Origin of the sequence: Bacillus sp. NEAU-242-2, from assembly GCF_027853835.1 — a bacterium.
Classification (GTDB): Bacteria; Bacillota; Bacilli; order Bacillales; family Bacillaceae; genus Bacillus; species Bacillus velezensis.
In genome coordinates, this window is the sequence record NZ_JAPNNY010000005.1 from 25,481 (window position 1) to 42,980 (window position 17,500).

Annotated in this window: 14 protein-coding genes and 1 pseudogene; 3 read left to right on the forward strand and 12 right to left on the reverse strand. The window is 48.9% G+C overall.

Annotated elements, in window-relative coordinates; genetic code table 11:
• Positions 1-54: 54 nt before the first annotated feature.
• The gene (gene mprF / locus OWN49_RS15160) at positions 55-2,625 is read right to left on the reverse strand and encodes a bifunctional lysylphosphatidylglycerol flippase/synthetase MprF (RefSeq protein ID WP_015388528.1); all 2,571 of its coding nucleotides are present in this window, start codon (positions 2,623-2,625) and stop codon (positions 55-57) included.
• 168 nt (positions 2,626-2,793) lie between these two features.
• Between mprF and OWN49_RS15165 the strand changes: the two genes are divergently transcribed.
• The gene (locus OWN49_RS15165; protein ID WP_003155512.1) at positions 2,794-3,276 is read left to right on the forward strand and encodes a MarR family transcriptional regulator; all 483 of its coding nucleotides are present in this window, start codon (positions 2,794-2,796) and stop codon (positions 3,274-3,276) included.
• 108 nt (positions 3,277-3,384) lie between these two features.
• Entirely contained in the window at positions 3,385-4,977 is a 1,593-nt protein-coding gene (locus tag OWN49_RS15170) for an MFS transporter (RefSeq protein ID WP_176283203.1), read from the forward strand.
• On the opposite strand, the gene bstA is transcribed toward OWN49_RS15170, so the two are convergent.
• From bstA to OWN49_RS15195, 5 genes are all read right to left on the reverse strand, one after another.
• Positions 4,937-5,479, reverse strand: coding sequence for a bacillithiol transferase BstA (gene bstA / locus OWN49_RS15175; RefSeq protein ID WP_176283202.1), 543 nt, complete (start codon positions 5,477-5,479; stop codon positions 4,937-4,939). The genes OWN49_RS15170 and bstA overlap by 41 nt on opposite strands.
• A gap of 25 nt (positions 5,480-5,504) precedes the next feature.
• Positions 5,505-5,777, reverse strand: coding sequence for a ribonuclease inhibitor Barstar (locus OWN49_RS15180; protein ID WP_025650237.1), 273 nt, complete (start codon positions 5,775-5,777; stop codon positions 5,505-5,507).
• Between the two features lie 22 nt (positions 5,778-5,799).
• Entirely contained in the window at positions 5,800-8,211 is a 2,412-nt protein-coding gene (locus tag OWN49_RS15185) for a PEP/pyruvate-binding domain-containing protein (RefSeq protein WP_071391449.1), read from the reverse strand.
• A 256-nt stretch (positions 8,212-8,467) separates the two neighbouring features.
• Positions 8,468-9,556, reverse strand: coding sequence for an acyltransferase family protein (locus OWN49_RS15190; RefSeq protein ID WP_003155518.1), 1,089 nt, complete (start codon positions 9,554-9,556; stop codon positions 8,468-8,470).
• Positions 9,547-10,149, reverse strand: a complete 603-nt coding sequence (locus OWN49_RS15195; protein ID WP_070081516.1) for an NAD(P)H-dependent oxidoreductase — start codon at positions 10,147-10,149, stop codon at positions 9,547-9,549. Before OWN49_RS15195 ends, OWN49_RS15190 begins: the two co-directional genes overlap by 10 nt.
• A 233-nt stretch (positions 10,150-10,382) precedes the next feature.
• On the opposite strand from OWN49_RS15195, the gene OWN49_RS15200 reads away from it, so the two are divergent.
• Positions 10,383-10,934, forward strand: a complete 552-nt coding sequence (locus tag OWN49_RS15200) for a PadR family transcriptional regulator (RefSeq protein WP_014304649.1) — start codon at positions 10,383-10,385, stop codon at positions 10,932-10,934.
• A 37-nt stretch (positions 10,935-10,971) separates the two neighbouring features.
• On the opposite strand, the gene cyoE is transcribed toward OWN49_RS15200, so the two are convergent.
• The 6 genes and pseudogenes from cyoE to OWN49_RS15225 all read right to left on the reverse strand — a co-directional run bounded on the left by cyoE (position 10,972) and on the right by OWN49_RS15225 (position 17,286).
• On the reverse strand, positions 10,972-11,919 hold the full coding sequence (cyoE, locus tag OWN49_RS15205; protein WP_077721952.1) for a heme o synthase: 948 nt from the start codon (positions 11,917-11,919) through the stop codon (positions 10,972-10,974).
• Positions 11,920-12,162: 243 nt separating this feature from the next.
• Positions 12,163-12,231: pseudogene (locus OWN49_RS19550) on the reverse strand (hypothetical protein); the annotation flags it as partial.
• Between the two features lie 78 nt (positions 12,232-12,309).
• Positions 12,310-13,167, reverse strand: a complete 858-nt coding sequence (locus tag OWN49_RS15210) for a VOC family protein (RefSeq protein WP_070081514.1) — start codon at positions 13,165-13,167, stop codon at positions 12,310-12,312.
• Positions 13,168-13,183: 16 nt separating this feature from the next.
• Positions 13,184-13,588: a DoxX family protein gene (locus OWN49_RS15215; protein WP_014304646.1), complete on the reverse strand. Its 405-nt coding sequence runs from the start codon at positions 13,586-13,588 to the stop codon at positions 13,184-13,186.
• Between the two features lie 166 nt (positions 13,589-13,754).
• Entirely contained in the window at positions 13,755-15,572 is a 1,818-nt protein-coding gene (locus OWN49_RS15220; RefSeq protein ID WP_077721951.1) for an ABC transporter ATP-binding protein, read from the reverse strand.
• Positions 15,553-17,286, reverse strand: a complete 1,734-nt coding sequence (locus tag OWN49_RS15225; protein ID WP_176283201.1) for an ABC transporter ATP-binding protein — start codon at positions 17,284-17,286, stop codon at positions 15,553-15,555. Before OWN49_RS15225 ends, OWN49_RS15220 begins: the two co-directional genes overlap by 20 nt.
• Positions 17,287-17,500 lie beyond the last annotated feature (214 nt).

Here is a 17,500-nt window from a genome sequence, read left to right on the forward strand (position 1 = left end):
GTATAACAGAGTAAAATTAGAATTTTTAGTTAATTCTTCAAAAAAAGACGCCTTTTAACGGCGTCTTTTTTTGGTTTTTCCGATCAGGCGGGTGACGAGAATCATCGTGACGGACAGCGATCTGTTTTTGCGGTACGCCAAGTATTTCCCGCGCCACTCCGGTTTGTATTTTTCTTTAAAGGCCCGCAGCCCGCTGAAGCTGTACATATACCGGACGTTGTTGAAAATGACGGCCGCGATTCTTTCCGACCAGAAAGATGTAAAAGCCGTTCCTACGTTTGACAAAGGCGCCATGCCCATATTAAAGGTGGTATAGCCTTTTTCCTGCGCCCAGAGAAACAGACGGATGAAAAGCGCGTCCATAATCCCGTTCGGCGCACTTTTCCGATAACGCATCAAGTCGACTGATATCTCGCCTTCCTGATACATCGGCATCAGGTTGGCAAAAGCGATGATCTCCCCTTCCGCGTCTTTCACGTAAGCAATCGGCGCCTGTTCCAGATAATCCCGGTCGAAGAAACCGAGAGAAAAACCTTTCTCTTTTTTCGGTCCGAGCCATTCGTCCGAAATGTCTTTCAGCTTGGCGATAAACTCGGAGGAAAACGGCGGTTCCCCGACATGAAATGTGTAGCCTTCGCGGTCAAATTTGTTGTTAATCGCCCGCAGCCCCGCTTTTTTCTTACCTGACAGCGTAAATGCTTCCATATCCACGAACGCCTCTTCTCCGAGCTTGAAGAAGTTATAGCCGAAGTCATGGTACAGCGCCAGATCTTCACGTTCGATCTGATAAAACATGACACTCAGCCCCTGCTTATGCGCTTCATTCAGAAATTCCTCAATCACAAGCGGAAAAGAGTCTCTCTGTCCTGACGGATCACCGAGCACGACAAGCCTTCTGGAAATCTGGCCGAACAATAAAAGCGCTTTGCCGTCGCTTGAGAAATAAAACCGCTTATCCCCGAGAAAGCCGAGATGGCTGAGGGCGTTTCCGCCTTCTTCCGCCAAAAAGGACTTCAGCCGTTCAGGATCGGCCTTTTCTCCGATCGGCTTCGATCTTTTATGATAAAAGACCGTAAACAAAAGGAAAAACAGCGGCACAACAATAATGGCCGTCATCGTGGCATATGTAATGTGAGAATTGTTATGAACGAAATAATCGTGGCGCAGCAGCCGATTCATTTTATCCCAAATAAAGCCGGCAATGAGATTGTAGTTAAACAAGGCGATAATAAACAGAGCGGCGGCAAAAATCATCTGGCCGAGCGTATACGATGCCTGCTCTCTGATAAACTGCCGCTTTAACAGCACCAGCAATACAATGACGACAGGCAGAATAAAGATCGCGCTGATGTTCAATCCTTTTAAGAAACTGAACACAAAACCGCCGACCAGCGCGGCAACCGCCATTGAATAAGAACGTTTCGTCCGTTTGTATAATTCAATCGGCAAGATTAAAAGAATCAAAGCCGCGCTTAACGATAACGCGTTAAACGCAAGGAGCGCCGGGCGCGGAATATGCGGGATGACCGTCTCCCTGTCAATCGGCAGGGCGACGGACGCAAGCACAACGACTCCCGCCATAAAAACCAAAAGCGACAGCGAACCGTAAAGCACTCTGATTAAGATGGCGCGCTGGAATACGAGAAGCACGTTCGTCGTTTCCACGGCGGGCGCCATCTTCGGATTTGATTCCAGCCGTTTAAGCGTATTTTCCGTTAAATCGCCGGCCGCAAAGAACAGCCCGAACACAAACGGAATAAATGAATACACAATCCGGTAGATGACGATGGATGTCACAACCGCCTCCTGCGGAAAGCCCATATTCTGCATGCCGAGCAGAAACAGAAGGTCAAACGAACCGAATCCTCCCGGCACAAGGCTGATGATTCCCCCGATAGCGGCAATGGCAAATACACCGAATACATGGCGGACATCCGCGTGAATCCCCATGACATACAGGGAATAATACATGACGACGGCCGCCGCAAACCATTCGGCAAACGATGCCCCGATGTAAGAAAAAACCGGATGCCTCGGTTTTGCTTCACCGTCTTCTGCGCGAGCTTTTTTATTGTTGATCCAAGCGGCGATTAAGGCTGCCGGCACAATAAGCGCCACTCCGGCGATTACAGCCCACAGCCACGGTTTCTCACCTGTAATCTCTCCGACCGGCAGAATGCGGGCAATGGTCAGGATACTGAAGACGGACAGCCCGAGCAACGCTGAGGACGTAAGCCAGGCGATGCCTGCGACAAGGCGTTTTACGTCATTCGTATGCTCTTTGTAAAGCATCGTCCGCAGCCCGACGCCCGCCAGACCGCCGAATCCAAGGACATTGTTAAAGGAATTGGCGATAAAGGAGACCCTGAATACTTTCCAATTCGGAATGTTGAGGCGAAGCGTCCGTTTCAGCACAAAGTCATAAAAGGACATCGCGCTGACGGCAAGAAGGCCGAGCAGAACGAGAATAAATAAATCGTAACGCTCAATCCCGTTAATAATATACAGCGTTCGTTTAAAAGAAAGGTCTGTCAATTCCTTTTTGGACTGATAAATGACTAAAAGCAAAACTGCAATAGGAAATAATACTTTTAATATCGATAAGGCATTCTTTTTAGTCAGCAATGTTCTCTCCAATCATCATAAAATAGCTTATTTATTATAATTCCCCCAATAATCTCCAACATATTATACACTACCACCTCACATTCAAACAAAACTCGTCTGCAACTTTCTTTCTCTGATTAAAATCAGTAATATGGTATGCAGGAGTATGAATGAGGAAGTGAGACGATGGATTATAATCTGCATGATACAACGGTATTAGGCGGCGATATTTTTTCTCCTGAGGAACGGGATATTTGGGTGCTGTACATGAAAGTGATGACCTCGGCGGGACTCGGCGATGTGTCGGAGTGGATGAAGCTTGATATGAGCATGCCGCAAATGAAGGTGCTGATGCTTCTGAACAACCACGGGACGCTTAAGGTGAGTGACATAGCGGAGAAAATGGGCGCTTCTCTTTCAAATACGACGGGGCTCCTTGACCGTTTAGAAAAATCATGTTTCATTACACGCGCTCCGTCAGAAGAAGACCGCCGTTCAGTCGTCGTTCAATTAACGGAAAACGCAAAAGATATTTTCCGCAGCCTTTATCAAAAAGGACATGTAAAATTGAAGCGTTCATTGGAAACGCTGACCGCTGAAGAAAAACAAACGGTCAATCAAGGACTTGCCATTTTGGCAAGAGCGCTTGATTCTTCCAAACAGGCATAGAGATGAAAAAGGCCTGCCGGTATCGGCGGCCTTTTTTTGTTTGACATTTAATTCACTTAAAGTGAATAATATACTCGAAGTGAACTAAAAACGGAAGGATTGATCAGTATGGGGGAGCTATTGCAAACAGAAAAAAACCAGAGCCGGGCCATCACTCTTTTTACGATCGGTGTGTTCATGGCGGCGCTGGACAACGGAATTATTTCCGCTGCTCTGACGGCGATTAACAGCTCTTTTGATGTTTCTCCTTCATGGGGATCGTGGGGAGTGACCCTTTACACATTGGGACTCAGTGTCAGTGTGCCGATTGTCGGCAAGCTGTCGGACCGATACGGGCGGAAAAAGCTGTTTATGATGGAGGTCGGGCTGTTCGGACTCGGCTCTTTGCTTGTCGCACTCAGTCAGAGCTTCCCGATGTTTTTGGCGGCACGGCTCATTCAGGCGCTTGGCGGCGGCGGAATTTTTATAATCGGGAGTTCGCATGTGCTGGCCGTGCTTCCGAAGGAGAAACAGGGGAAAGCTCTCGGGCTTTTAGGGGCGATGAACGGTATGGCGGCCGTCCTCGGACCGAATATCGGGAGCTTTTTGCTTGATGTAACCGGGTCGTGGCATTGGCTGTTCTTGATTAACCTGCCGATTGCCGCCGCTTTGGTTGTGTGCGGCGGTTTGTTTATCGCTGAAACGAAAGAGCCTGAGGCGAAACGGCTTGATCTCGCCGGCACAATGCTGCTGTCTCTTGCGATCTTATCTTGTATGATCGGTATCACGAATCTCAATGGGGCGAAGCTGTCAGAAAGCATAATGGACGTAAAGGTGTACGGGTATCTTTTGGGAGCGGCACTTCTCTTTCTGGTGCTGCTTAAGGTCGAAAAGCGGGTTGAAAACCTGGGGGGCGATCCGATTCTCGCCTACTCGCTGCTGCAAAATAAAGTGTTTCAATGGACGCTCGTCATCGGATTTTTATCGGGAGGGCTGCTCGCTGCGGTCATTTTTATTCCTTCTTATGCGGAGCAATATTTGCACGTATCGGCGGAGAAAGCGGGTTATTGGATGACGCCGCTTGCGTTGGCGTCAGGCATCGGAGCGTGGCTCGGCGGGGCGGTCACGGATAAAAAAGGGCCGGTCTTCTCCGCGGCTGTATCAGGCGCCATCGCCTTTGCCGGATTCAGCCTGTTTCCGTTATGGGTGACGGATAAATGGGAATTTGTCACGGCGAGTGTCATTGCGGGGATCGGTTTCGGATTTCTGCTCGGGGCTCCGCTGAATGTGCTTGTATCAGAAACAGCGGGCCATAACAAAGGAACAGCGCTCGGCACGCTGTCACTCGTAAGGCAGGTCGGGCTGACGCTCTCTCCGGCTTTATATGCCGGCTTCATTACAGCGGGCTTTGACCGGATCGGAGATGACATTAAAAACCGCTTAATGAAAAGCGGCATTCCCGCTGATCAGGCGCAAACGCCCGATATTGGCGGCGAACTTTCTTCGTTGCAGGAGCAGGTAAGCCGAATCCCCGTTCCCGCCGTCAAAAAAGCGGTTTCTGATGCGATTGAAGCGGGCATTTCCAGCGGCTACCACCATCTTTATACGGCAGCCGCCGTCATTTCATTATGCACGATCGTGTCTGCGGCTGTTTTGGCGTTTTTCCGGAAGCCGGCATCCTCTAAGACAGATGCCAGCCCATCCGCCGGGAAAGCTCAGTAATATGGGCGATGTGATGTTCAGAGTGCCAGACATATAGCCCGAGCGCCTGTTCCAGCGTAACCGTCTCTTTAGATACAGGATGGAAGTATGTCCGTTTGAATTGGGCTTCCGTCATGGAGTGCAAAAGAGCGGCCCATCTTCTGTGCAGGATCGTTAACAGCTCAAGCGCATCCCCGCAAGCGGCGGTTTTGGAATCATGAAGAGCGGCCCAGCCTTTTTCATCATAAGGACGGATTTCCGGTTCATTCTCCGTTAAGCTCAATTTAAACCGGGTATAGCCGTTCATGTGGCTGTCCGCCAGATGGTGAACCACTTGGCGGACAGTCCATCCCCCTTCGCGGTACGGCGTATCAAGCTGACTGTCCGACATCGCTCTGACAGCTTGTTTCAGTTTGGCCGGAGCGTGTTCCAGCGCATTGATCCATTCTTGTTTCTGTCCGGACGAAATCGATTCAGCCGGCTGATATTCTCCAATCGGATAGCTGAGGGTTTGTTTTTCCATTTTTGTCTCTCTCCCGCTGATCGTATTATGAAAGTATGATGGTGATGTCGCAGCCTTCCGCTTTCGCTTCACGAAAGACCTGAAGCACACTCTCGGCGCCATTTTCTGTAAACTGCTTGCTTTGTTCAAACTGTCTCCATTCTAAAACGAGGGGATATTCCACCCAGCCGGTCAGACAATCCCATAAAGCGTCAAGGTTTTCACCGTAGTATTCAGGAAGGGCAAGTTCCTTTTTCAATGTCTGGTGCAGGTCGCTCATACTTCTGATTTGCTCCCCGTTAATAACTGCTTTATTCATGCGCGGCTCCTTTCTCTTGATTTTATTCTATCAGTTTACCATTTTCCTCTTCAGAAGTGACCGGAGTCTGCCGCGGTTCCAGCTGAACGATTCCTTGCCCGCCGTCAACGGCCACCCTGTCCCCCGTTTTCAGTTTTGACGTTGCATTTCCGCACCCGACAACGGCAGGAATCCCCAGTTCCCGGGCGACGATCGCCGCGTGGGACAAAGGGGCGCCGACGTCCGTTATGATAGCAGCCGCTCTTGGAAAAAGCGGGGTCCAGCCTACATTAGTTGTCGACGTCACTAAAATTTCCCCCGCCGCAAAAGAATCCCCGTCTTCCGGGACATCAAGGACACGGACAATGCCCTCCACTCTCCCGGCCGCTCCCGCGAAACCTTTTAAAGTATGCGCATCATCCGTTTCCGCAGGCATAAAAGCATCGTAATAATCCGCTCTTCTGTCAGGATCCTCAGCCCATTTAAACGGATTGAATCTTCCGTTAATAACGGATGGGAACGGCGGCAGTTTTTTATAGGTTTCATAGTTTTGCTTTCTCGCTTGAATCGACGCAACCGCCGGCTCTTTCCCCGCGAGCAGATCGGTTATTTCATGCAGATACAGAAAGAAAATATCGTCCTTCATGCCGGTCATTTCCGCCGCTCTGAGCGCGAATGCTCTGGCTGTCCGGTACACCCTGACAAATTCGGATCTGGTTGTTTCTCTCATATTCGCGTATTCTGACGCTTTTTCCATTTTGGCTTTGAGCCATTTGACCTTATGAGGAAACTTTTTTTCAAATCTTCGGAAGGCCTGTTCATGCGCCCGCTGCTGTTTCAAAAGCAGTTGTTCGGCATCAATACCCGACTCCTTGTGTTCTTTGATCTGCTTCGTCAGCCAATCCCGGTTTTCTCCCGGATGCGGTATGGAAAGTTCGTATTCATGCGGACCACGGTGGCCTTGGTTCCTGAGATATTCTTCCTCGCTCATACGGCCTTTCATGACTTGATCAATGCCGATAATCGGCTCCAGGCTGGCCAGTCCGCCTTTTCCCCTCAGATTGGAAAGCAGGAGATTCGCATCTTCTATGCCTGCGAGTTTTGTTAATTGAGAGGTTAACGACGAAGAGGATTGCGCAGAATCACGCCCGCCGGATATTAACGCAAACCACGCGTTGCATAAATACGGATAGATCTCATTGTTCCATATCGCTAATAATGCCCGCTCCGTTTCGGCGCGTTTCAGCTTTTCCTCAATATTCCGGCACCACTCCGGCGATTCGTCCAAGTAGGAGGACATGTTTTTTTTCGCTTGCTTCATTTTCGACAGATACGGTTTCAGTTTTTTCGGGATGATCTTCAAAAGTTCATACTTTGAGAACGGATATAAAGGAATCTTCATTTCCGCCGGGATTTCTCCCAATGTATCGCTCATCATTTTTCCAATTTTTCCGCCTTTCGGATTCAGACCGAAAGCGGCGAGAACGGAAAGAGGCTGGCTCATATTGTTATAGGCTCTGCCGCAAATATTGCCGGACCAGACATAATAGCCCGGAATGATGCCCGACTCTTCATCCAGATTCCGGAGGAGCGACCATGTCAGCGGCGTCATCACATCGGGAATCGCTTCTCCTATATTGGTGTTTGTCCATAAAAAATCACCGCTGAAAGAATCGTTCCATTCATAGGTTTCCAGATTTCCGGCTTGTAAGGTCGTAATCGGGCGGGATTGAAGAATATACAATGTCCCGCCCGCGGCGGCCCATTCAATATCCTGCGGCCCTCCAAGATCTTTTTCCAGCTTTTTCGCCAGTTTATAGAGCTTTGACGCATATTTGCGAAATTCCCCGGGGCCGTCATATTTTTTCTTGGGCCGTGCCAGTTTAAAAGAATAGGCATCGGCTTCCCCAGAAACGAGCTGCTCCCCGAGACCGTAGACGTAATTGCCTGTCATCTCCCGCCTGCTCCCCGTAATCGGATCTGCGGTAAACAGCACTCCGGATATCTCAGACGGTATCATCAGCTGGATGACGATTGCGATTTCATGCTCATCTTCCATTCCCTGAACGGCGCTGTACGCTTTTACTCTTTCTGACTGTACCGACCGGCGAACTTCATCAATCGCCCTGGACATGTCTTGATCTGTTTTGACATTCAACACCGTATCGAATTCTCCGGCGAAGGAAGCCTGAGCGGAATCCTCGCTCAGCGCGGATGAGCGTACGGCAAACAACGCAGCTGCATGGCGGCTGCGGATGGAATTCACATATTGATCAACAGCCTCTCTCGCCTGATGGCGGAGCTGTCCGTCCTGAAAGGCTGACGGCAAAATCACAAACCCTTCAGGCACAGGATACCCGCTTTGATACATTTTAGAGAGAATGCTTCCTTTTCCTCCCGCAAAGGAATAAAGTTCGGCCGGAAGTTCTCCGAATGTTTTGACACAGTCATTCATAATGTCCCCGCTCCTTTTTAGTCGTTCATCCAAGCTCACAGTTTTTCTCTTTTTCACTTTTTTTGAAAGTATTTCCTATAAGTATACAATATATCGGTCTTCACAAGGGAGAAAATCAATGGCGTTATTTTGTCATAAATGCATCCGTCAAAACAGCCGCAGGCGGGGGCTTTGTTTGCAGGATGTACAACTATCCGTCCTCGTGCAGGATAAAGCGGACCCGTATCAAAAAGGCGGCCGAAACGCCGCCTTTTTTTCAGACTGTGCGGCCTTGATGCGCCGCCGTATTTCTTTTGGTCTGCTTCGGCTGATACACTTTCCCGACAAACAGGTATCCGTATCTGAAATGGTTGCACCCCCACGATACGAAAATGGGACCGAGCGTGCAGATCAAAAATAAAAGAAGAATGGCAGCCGCTAAAGGCATTGACCGCAAATAGCCTTCCAGAAGATATCCGCTGATTAAAAAGTAGGAGTGCAGCAGATAGATTGAAAACGAATAGTTGCTGATCATCATCACAATCGCGGGCACTTTTTTGAGCTTTGAAAACAGATGAAAACACAGAAAGATCATACTGACCGCGTAAATCATAATATCCGGACGCTTAGAGGAAATGGAGCCGCCGCTGATATATGAAACGGCCACAATCAATATTGCCGATACGGCCGCACTGAAGTAAACCGCATAACGGTACTGATTGATGAGCGATAAAAAACGCGGATATTCCTTTCCGCAATAAAATGCCAGACAGAAATAAAACACCCAGCCCGGAAACGGAACCCAAAAGAACGGAAAAATAGAATCAAGCCCCGATGATGCCGGCGGATGAAAGATCGAAAAGTAAGCCAGATAGACGGCGTTGATGATAAACGAAACAGACAGCACCCATACTGGGGATGTGTTGTTCAGCCAGCGGTGCAGCAGCATATGGAGAATGTAAAATTGAAAGATCACAAGAATGAAGTAGCCGATGAAGTTTCCTAAAAACACATTTTCTAAAAATTTACCGATCACTGAAACGAATCCGGCTCCTTCTTCCGCCACGCTTTTCATTAAAATGGCATCCACCGCGGCAATAAACAGAAACGGCACGAAAATGACTTTGCCCCTTTTCTTTAAAAAACCCGCTGGAACGCCTTTCGGGTATGACCTGGCAAGCAGAAATTCCGAAATAAAGATAAACGCCGGCGTGCTGAACATCAACAGGGTCCGAAACGCATCAACCGTATGGGCGGCACTGGCTAAGGACTCTTCCTGAATCATCAGCACCATTGAAACTGCGTGAAGCAGAACGACACTTAAACAGGACAGGCAGCGAATTACGAAAATTTCTTTTATCTGCATGCGGCCGCTCCTTTTTCACAAGCGCGCCGGACTTTGGCGTATGCTTGGCGCAGCCATTTTTCCCGCAGTTCGGGTGTGCTCGTTCTGACGACAGAAAAAAGGTTCCGCTCGGCTTTTTGAATGCCGCAAAATTGCAGAATGCCTTTTTTCAGCGTAATCCAGTCCGAGTTTTTCCGGAACCACTTTAAGTACCAGCCCGGGGAGTCCGCCGTATAAAAGACCTGTGCCGTCTCTGCCCGGAGCAGTCCTTTTACGCGGCCGTTTTCATATGTGTAGGCTTCTCCGGCGACAAGCACTCTGTCAAAAAAGCCTTTCATAATCGCCGGAACGCCTCCCCACCACAGCGGGTAGATGAAAATGAGATGATCCGCTTCTTTCATCAGTTTCCGGTATTTCTTCGTTTCAGTGTCCCGGTTCATGTCAGAGCGCTTTTTTTCGCCGCCGTACTTCAGCACGGGATCAAATTGATCGGCGTATAAATCAATGACCGTATAGCTTTGGCCGCTGTCCTTTAAAGCCATGGCGACGTATTTTACGAGAGCCGCATTGAAACTGTTCTCATCCGGGTTTGCATACACAATCACCGTCTTCATATGTCCCTCCCAGTATTTATTAATTTTTACAATGATTATATCATGATGTCATATGAATGAGGCAAAGACACGAGAAAGGCTTTTTCCGGTTCTGCTGCCGTTTCGCTAACCCCTTGCTGCAAATTTTCGCTGATTTTGCCGCCGCGGATTCAATGACAAGCATCCGGCGCTTCTGCGTTTTTAAGCGGCCGTATGGTATACTAGCTGTCAAATGAATGGGCTTGGAGGACAACATGAGAATTTTAAAGTACGCGATTTTAGGGCTTTTGCGAAAAGGCGAATTGAGCGGATATGATATATCGAGCTATTTTAAGGAAGAGCTCGGCCAGTTTTGGAGCGCAAAGCACAGCCAGATTTATCCGGAATTAAAAAAACTGACGGCTGAGGGATTTATTACGTTTCGCACTGCGATTCAAGGAACGAAGCTTGAGAAAAAAATGTACACGCTGACTGACAAGGGAGAGCTGGAGCTTGCTGCCTGGCTGACGAAAAAAGACCCGATTCCGGAAACGGTGAAGGATGAATTTATGCTGAAGGCCTATTTCATCTCTGCTTTGACGCAGGAGGAAGCGGATGAGCTCTTCACCGATCAGCTCGTAAAGCGGCAGGAGAAATTGTCCGACCTGGAAAACAGTTATCAAGAACTGATGACATCGTCCGCGGAGGCGGATTCATTTTCTTCTCCTGATTTCGGCCATTATCTCGTGCTGACAAAAGCGCTTGAGCGGGAACGGAATTATATTTCCTGGCTTGAAGATATTTTGGCGCTCATCAAAAAAGCATAAACAAAACGGGGCGGCTCTGTATCTGCAGGCCGCCTGTTTACGTTCTGAGAACCGCATTGACAAACGAATCAGCCATTAAAATAAGAAAAAGCAGACTGAAATAAACAATCGAATAAAAAAACATCCCCTTCGACCATTGCGTGTCATCCGCCGCCTGAAAGCCTTTGACGCTCCGGTACAGCCAGATGGCCCCGAGCAGGAGAGCGGTTGCGGTATAAAACGGGCTGACGTCTATATAAAGAGGAACGAGCAGCGAAACCGCAGTCAGAACGGCGATATAGCGCAGCATTTTTATTTTTGTGACGCGATTGCCTTTTATGATCGGCAAAAGCGGAATGCCGGCGGCACGATACTCTTCCTTTCGCCTGATTCCGATCGCCCAGAAATGCGGCGGCTGCCACAAAAACATAATCGCGTATAACAAAATTGCGGGCATATCAATGTACCCGGTCAGCGCGCAATAACCGATTAAAGGCGGAGCCGCCCCCGGAAAGCTGCCGACAAATGTGCTCCAGACGGATTGTCTTTTAAACCAAAGCGTATAAACGACGGCATACAGCAAAAATGCAAGCAGGCCAAGAACGGCGGTCAGTACATTAAGCGAAGCAAGCGTGATGAATCCGCATGCGCCGAGACATGTGCCGTACAGGATCATGACCGTCGGCGGTATTTTTCCCGTGACGCTGGCGCGGGTGCGGGTTCGCGCCATCTTTGCGTCCATGCCGCGGTCAAAGAAGTTATTAAAAACAGTGCTTGACGCCATGACTAACGCCGTTCCGATCATGGCAACCGCCATGGCGGCAAATATACCGGGCCCTCCGCCCGTCCTTTCCGACTGAAGCCATGCGATCCAAAATCCGCCCAATGCGGCGAGTGAATTTGAGATGATAATCCCCGGTTTGGCAAGAATGATAAAGTCCTTGACCGTCATCCGGTTTCCGTTATGCTTCATAGACTGTTCCGTCTGTGCTGCATTTGAATTCATTTGTTGAGGTTCTCCTTTTTCGGCTTATCATATCAGGAAGAATCAGGAAGCACAATTTATTTTGGGCATTTTTCACACAATTGTAAATTGTATATGAAAAGCCGCATCTTGTGACCGGATGCGGCTTTTCCCTTTTTCTATTCAAAGTCTGCCCATACTGCTCCCTGATCCGCCGAACGGACACCATTTTCAATCCAGCGGATGCCCTGAGCCCGGGCCGGCGATGGCGGGCTCCACGCATCATTTTTGCGCCCCACTGAGATGTTCGCTCTCTTCAGTCACACAAAAGCCGTGTGTATATTGCAAATCGACGTTCTTCTTTCCCGAGCCTTCCCAAGAAAACTTCGGAAAAATAAAAACCCTTGCCGGTTAGACGGCAAGGGTTGTTTCTTACAGTGTAAATGCGATATCCGCCCCTGATACAGGGTCTTTGACGAATACGCCCTCTTCTTTTTCTTCGATCTCAAAGCCGGCATCGGTCAGCGCTTTTGTCACACGTGACAGCTCTTTTTGATGCGGCAGTGCGATGGTGTAATAATCCAGCCCGCTTGCATTTCCCGGTTTCGGCGGCGCATGTTTTCCGGCCCATATATTCAGACCGATGTGATGGTGATACCCTCCCGCTGAAACAAACAGAGCGGACATGCCCGCGTAATTGCCGACAATGTCAAAACCGAGGATATCGGTGTAAAACGCTTTGGCTTCCTGTAAATCCGTCACATGAAGATGGATGTGACCGATTACGGTTCCTTCCGGGAGACGGCTTTTCCGTTCAGCTCCGGCTTCTTCCAAAAGCCCGTCCACATCGACGGGCGCCGTTTGCATGACGTAATTGCCCTCTGCATCCCGGCGCCACGTGCTGCGGGGACGATCGGCGTATATTTCAATGCCGTTGCCGTCCGGATCAGACAGGTAAAGAGCCTCACTGACTGCGTGATCCCCCTGCCCGAGCGCGATGCCGTTTTCAATCAGCCTGGCCAATGCGATGCCGAGTTCTTTCCGGTCAGGCAGAAGTATTGCGAAATGGTAAAGGCCGGTGACAGACCGCTCCGGGAGAACGACGGCGCTTGGATTTTCTTCAAGCACCAGCAGGACGCGTTTTCCGTCTGCTGACAGTTCTGCGGAACGATCGGTTTGCGAGATGACTTGAAGGCCGATCACATTTTGGTAAAAGCCGAGCGACCGTTCCATATTTTTAATGGTCAATTTGACATAACCGATTGCCGTATCTTGATGAATGCCGGTCATTTGAACGCCTTCTTTCTTATGCTGAAAAAGTTTCTCCCTTTTTTGATTTGAAAAGGAGCTGATCCAATGAAAGCAGTCGGCTTCCTGAAAGCGCTAAGTGAATTGACGCAACCAGTAAGATGAAATCAAATTCCGATCCGCCCATAAATGGTGAGGAAAGCTTCGCCGTGAAGATGGCGCCGACTAATGTGAGGGCAAACAGAACGCCGATTATGCGCGTCGCCAAACCGAAAAAGATCAGAACCCCGCCGACAAGCTCAATCGTTGCGATGACATAGACCATAAAGGCCGGAAGCCCGATGCTCTGGAAAAATTGCGTAGTTCCTTCCAACCCTTGAAACTTGGATAAACCGTGAACAAAAAAGATAATACCTGTTACAACCCTTAAAAGCAGTGTTCCTGTTTCGAATGATTTATTCATAAAATCCTCCTTGAAAATTATTATCACTTACTTTATGTAAGCTAGTATATATACATAACTTATTTACGTCAAGTAATTTTGTTACATTTAACGAAAATAACTTAAAAGTACTATTTGTCTTCGCAAAAAAAGACCTCCGCACTCTGTCGGAGGTCTTTTTCCCTATCTATGATTCCCGGAACTGGCTTTCATATAATTCCCGGTAAAACCCGTTCTGGCTGAGCAGTTCGGCATGGGTTCCTTTTTCAGCCATTTCGCCGTCTTTCAGCACAAGAATCTGATCGGCTTTTTGAATCGTGTTCAGCCTGTGAGCGATGATGACGCTTGTTCTGCCCGCCATTAAACGGCCGAGCGCTTCTTGTATTTTCACTTCCGTCACCGTATCAATGTTGCTCGTCGCTTCATCCAAAATGAGCAGCACAGGGTCCGCCAGCACAGCTCTCGCGATGGAAATAAGCTGTTTTTGTCCTTGGCTGATGCCCGCGCCGTTTTGGGTAAGGACGGTATCGTAGCCTTTCGGGAGCCGTTCGATGAATCCATGGGCATTGGCGGCTTTTGCGGCTGCCTCCACCTCTTGGTCAGATGCATCCAGACGGCCGTAACGGATATTTTCCCTGATGGTGCCCTGAAAGAGAAAGGAATCCTGCAGGACAAACCCCATGTTTTTTCTCAGACTGGATCTCGTCAGTTTTTTGATGTCCGTTCCGTCGATGAGGATTTTCCCGTTATTCGGCTCGTAAAAGCGGGCGATCAGGCTCGTAACGGTCGTTTTACCCGCTCCGGTCGGTCCGACGAAGGCGATTGACTGTCCTTTCGGAACGCTGAAGGACAGATGTTTTAAGATCAGGCTGTCTTCCTGATAGCCGAAGGAGACATCTCGGAATTCAATCTCTCCCGTTTTGATCGGCTGGTGCGTCGCATGCTCTTCATCTTCCCGCTCCTCTTTTTCATCCAGCACGTCAAACACCCGTTCAGCCCCGGCGATGGCCGATAACATCGTATTGAACTGATTGGCTAAATCATTTAAAGGGCGCGTGAACTGCCGCGAGTATTCTGCGAATACGACGATGGAACCGATCGAAATCCACCCCTTCAGCGCAAACAGCCCGCCGACCGCCGCTATAATCGTAAAGCTTAAATTGTTTAAAGAGTTCATGACTTTCGGAATGAATCCCGAAATTGTCTGCGCCCAAAACCCTGATGATTGTAACGCCGCGTTTTTTTCTAAAAATTGCTCCATGACGCGGTCTTCCCTCGAATAGGCTTTAATGACCTTCGCTCCTGATATCGACTCTTCAATAAAACCGTTCAGCTCGCCGAGGTTTTTCTGCTGCTGCTTAAACAGGAGTCCCGTCCGATTGGTGATCCATTTAATGCTCAAAAGCATGATCGGAATAATCAAAAGCGTGATCAATGTTAAAAGCGGACTCATGTACAGCATGACGGCGATTGTGCCGACGAATGTAATGACGCTCGACAGCACTTGAATGACGGATGTATTTAAAGTGGAGCTGACATTTTCGATATCATTGGTAACCCGGCTCATCAAGTCGCCGAGGCGCTGTTTATCAAAAAACGGTATCGGCAGCTCATGCAGATGGGTGAACAGTTCGCTCCGCATTTTAAACACGGTGCTTTGCGAAATATTGATCATCCAATAGTTTTGAAACCATAAGGACAATGATTGCACGAGGTAAATCCCAAACAGCAAGAACAGCACCCCCGCCAATCCGTCCGTCGTCCGTCCGACGATAAAATGATCAATTGCTTTCCCGATGACGAACGGTCCGAGCAGGCCGAATATGGCGCTTATGACTACCATGATGATCACAAGGGTTAAAAGCCCTTTTTTCTCGGCTACATACGACCAGATTCTGCGCAGCGTGCCTTTTGTATCTTTTGCTTTCGCGCGTTTTCTGCCGCCTTCATTTGGTTTGAGCGGTATTTTCGGATATCGGAAAGGTTTACGAATGTCTTTCTCCACTGTCAGCTCCCTCCTTTCCGAATTGTGATTCATAAATCTGCCGGTACAGATGAGACTGTGCCATCAGCTCTTTGTGCGTGCCTTTTGCAAGCAGTTCGCCGTCTTCAAGCAATAAGATGGTGTCAGCCTTCATCGCGGTCGTTATTTTCTGCGTAATAAGCAGTGTCGTGCATTCATAGGATCTGATCGCTTGTAAAAGCTTCGCTTCCGTTTGAAGATCGAGCGCGCTCGTACTGTCATCTAACAGCAGGAGGGACGGCTTTCTGATAAAAGCGCGCGCGATGGAAATCCGCTGCTTCTGCCCGCCTGACAAATTGACGCCCCGCTGTCCCAGCACCGTGTCGTACCCGTTTGACAGCTTCATAATCGTGTCATGGATTTGCGCGTCTTTGGCCGCTTCCATTACTTCATCTAGTGAAGCATCCTCCCGTCCCCAGGCGATATTTTCACGGATTGTGCCCGAAAACAGAAGCACTTCCTGCGGCACATAGCCGATTTCCCTGCGCAGCCCGCAAGCGGAGAATTCACCGATCGGTTTGCCGTCTATGAAAATACTGCCCGAATCAGCCGTGTACAGGCGCGGAATCAGCTGAAAAAGCGTTGATTTCCCTGAACCTGTCGCGCCCATAATGGCAACCGTTTCTCTCGGGCTGGCTGAAAAGGACACGTGATGCAGCGCGTCTTTTTCCATGTCCGGATAGCGGAAGGACACTTCGCGAAACTCAATCCCGCCTGCTAGCGCCCGTGCCGGGTCGTGCCCCGTTCCCTCGCCGCCTTCTGTTTCCAGCACCTCGCCGATTCTTTCCCCGGAAGCCTTCGCCCGGGAAAATACCATAATGAGAAATGGCAGGACGGACAGCGCACCTGTAATCCGCGTCGCATAGTTAATGACGGAAACGACATCGCCGACCTGCGCTCCGCCCTGAGCAATGCTTTTGGCGCCGAACCATAAGATAAACAAAATGCAGCTGTTCATCAGCAGCATTAAAATCGGCATCGCCGCTTCCACGAGACGAAAAGCGGAGACCGTTTTTTCCATCAGCTTCGTATTCGATTTCAAAAAACGTTTCACTTCGTGGTTTGCACGGAGGAGCGCTTTAATCAGTTTGATCGCCGTCAGGTTTTCCTGCATGATCGTGTTGACCTGATCAAGCCGCTTTTGCACGGACCGAAACAGCGCGCCGCCTCTTTTCAGCACCCACAGCAAAAACAAAAGCAAAATCGGCACCGTGATCAGCAGAAAAAACCCGAGTTTCACATTGACGGTCAGCGAGAGAATAATGCCGCCCGCGATCATTAACGGCGCACGAAGCATAAACCGGAGACTCATGAAAAGCATATTCTGGACCTGCGTCACATCGTTTGTCAGCCTGGTGATAAACGACGTAGATGAGAATTGCGCAAACGTCGAATAAGAGAAGGACTGGATTTTTTGAAAAAGCCCTTTTCGCGTATCATACGCATAGCTCTGGCTGATGTGGGCGGAGTAGAATGAATTTAAAATTCCCGATGCGAATGAAACAGCGGTCATTCCGATCATCACACCGCCCCACAGCCAAACCGTACCGAGATCCTGCTTTAAAATTCCTTCGTCAATGATTTTCCCGATCAGCAGGGGCTGTATCAGCTCTACCGCAAGCTCGATGAGCATGAAAAACAGAGCGATTCCCGCCAAAAGGGAATACGGTTTTACATATGATAAAGCCTTTGACATGTGTAAGCCTCCAAATCCTTTGTTCAATATGTATGTATATTTATTTTATTTGTTTGTCTTAAATGAATAAAGGATTAACCCTTGAACGGCGCACTTTTATTATGTACTTTGTGTAAAAAAAACGAAAATCATTGAGGATAAAAATTGAGGATATGAGGCGTGCAGATATATGGAGGCTGTCTTATCTTTTCTTTTTTACCAGCTCCTGAACCGG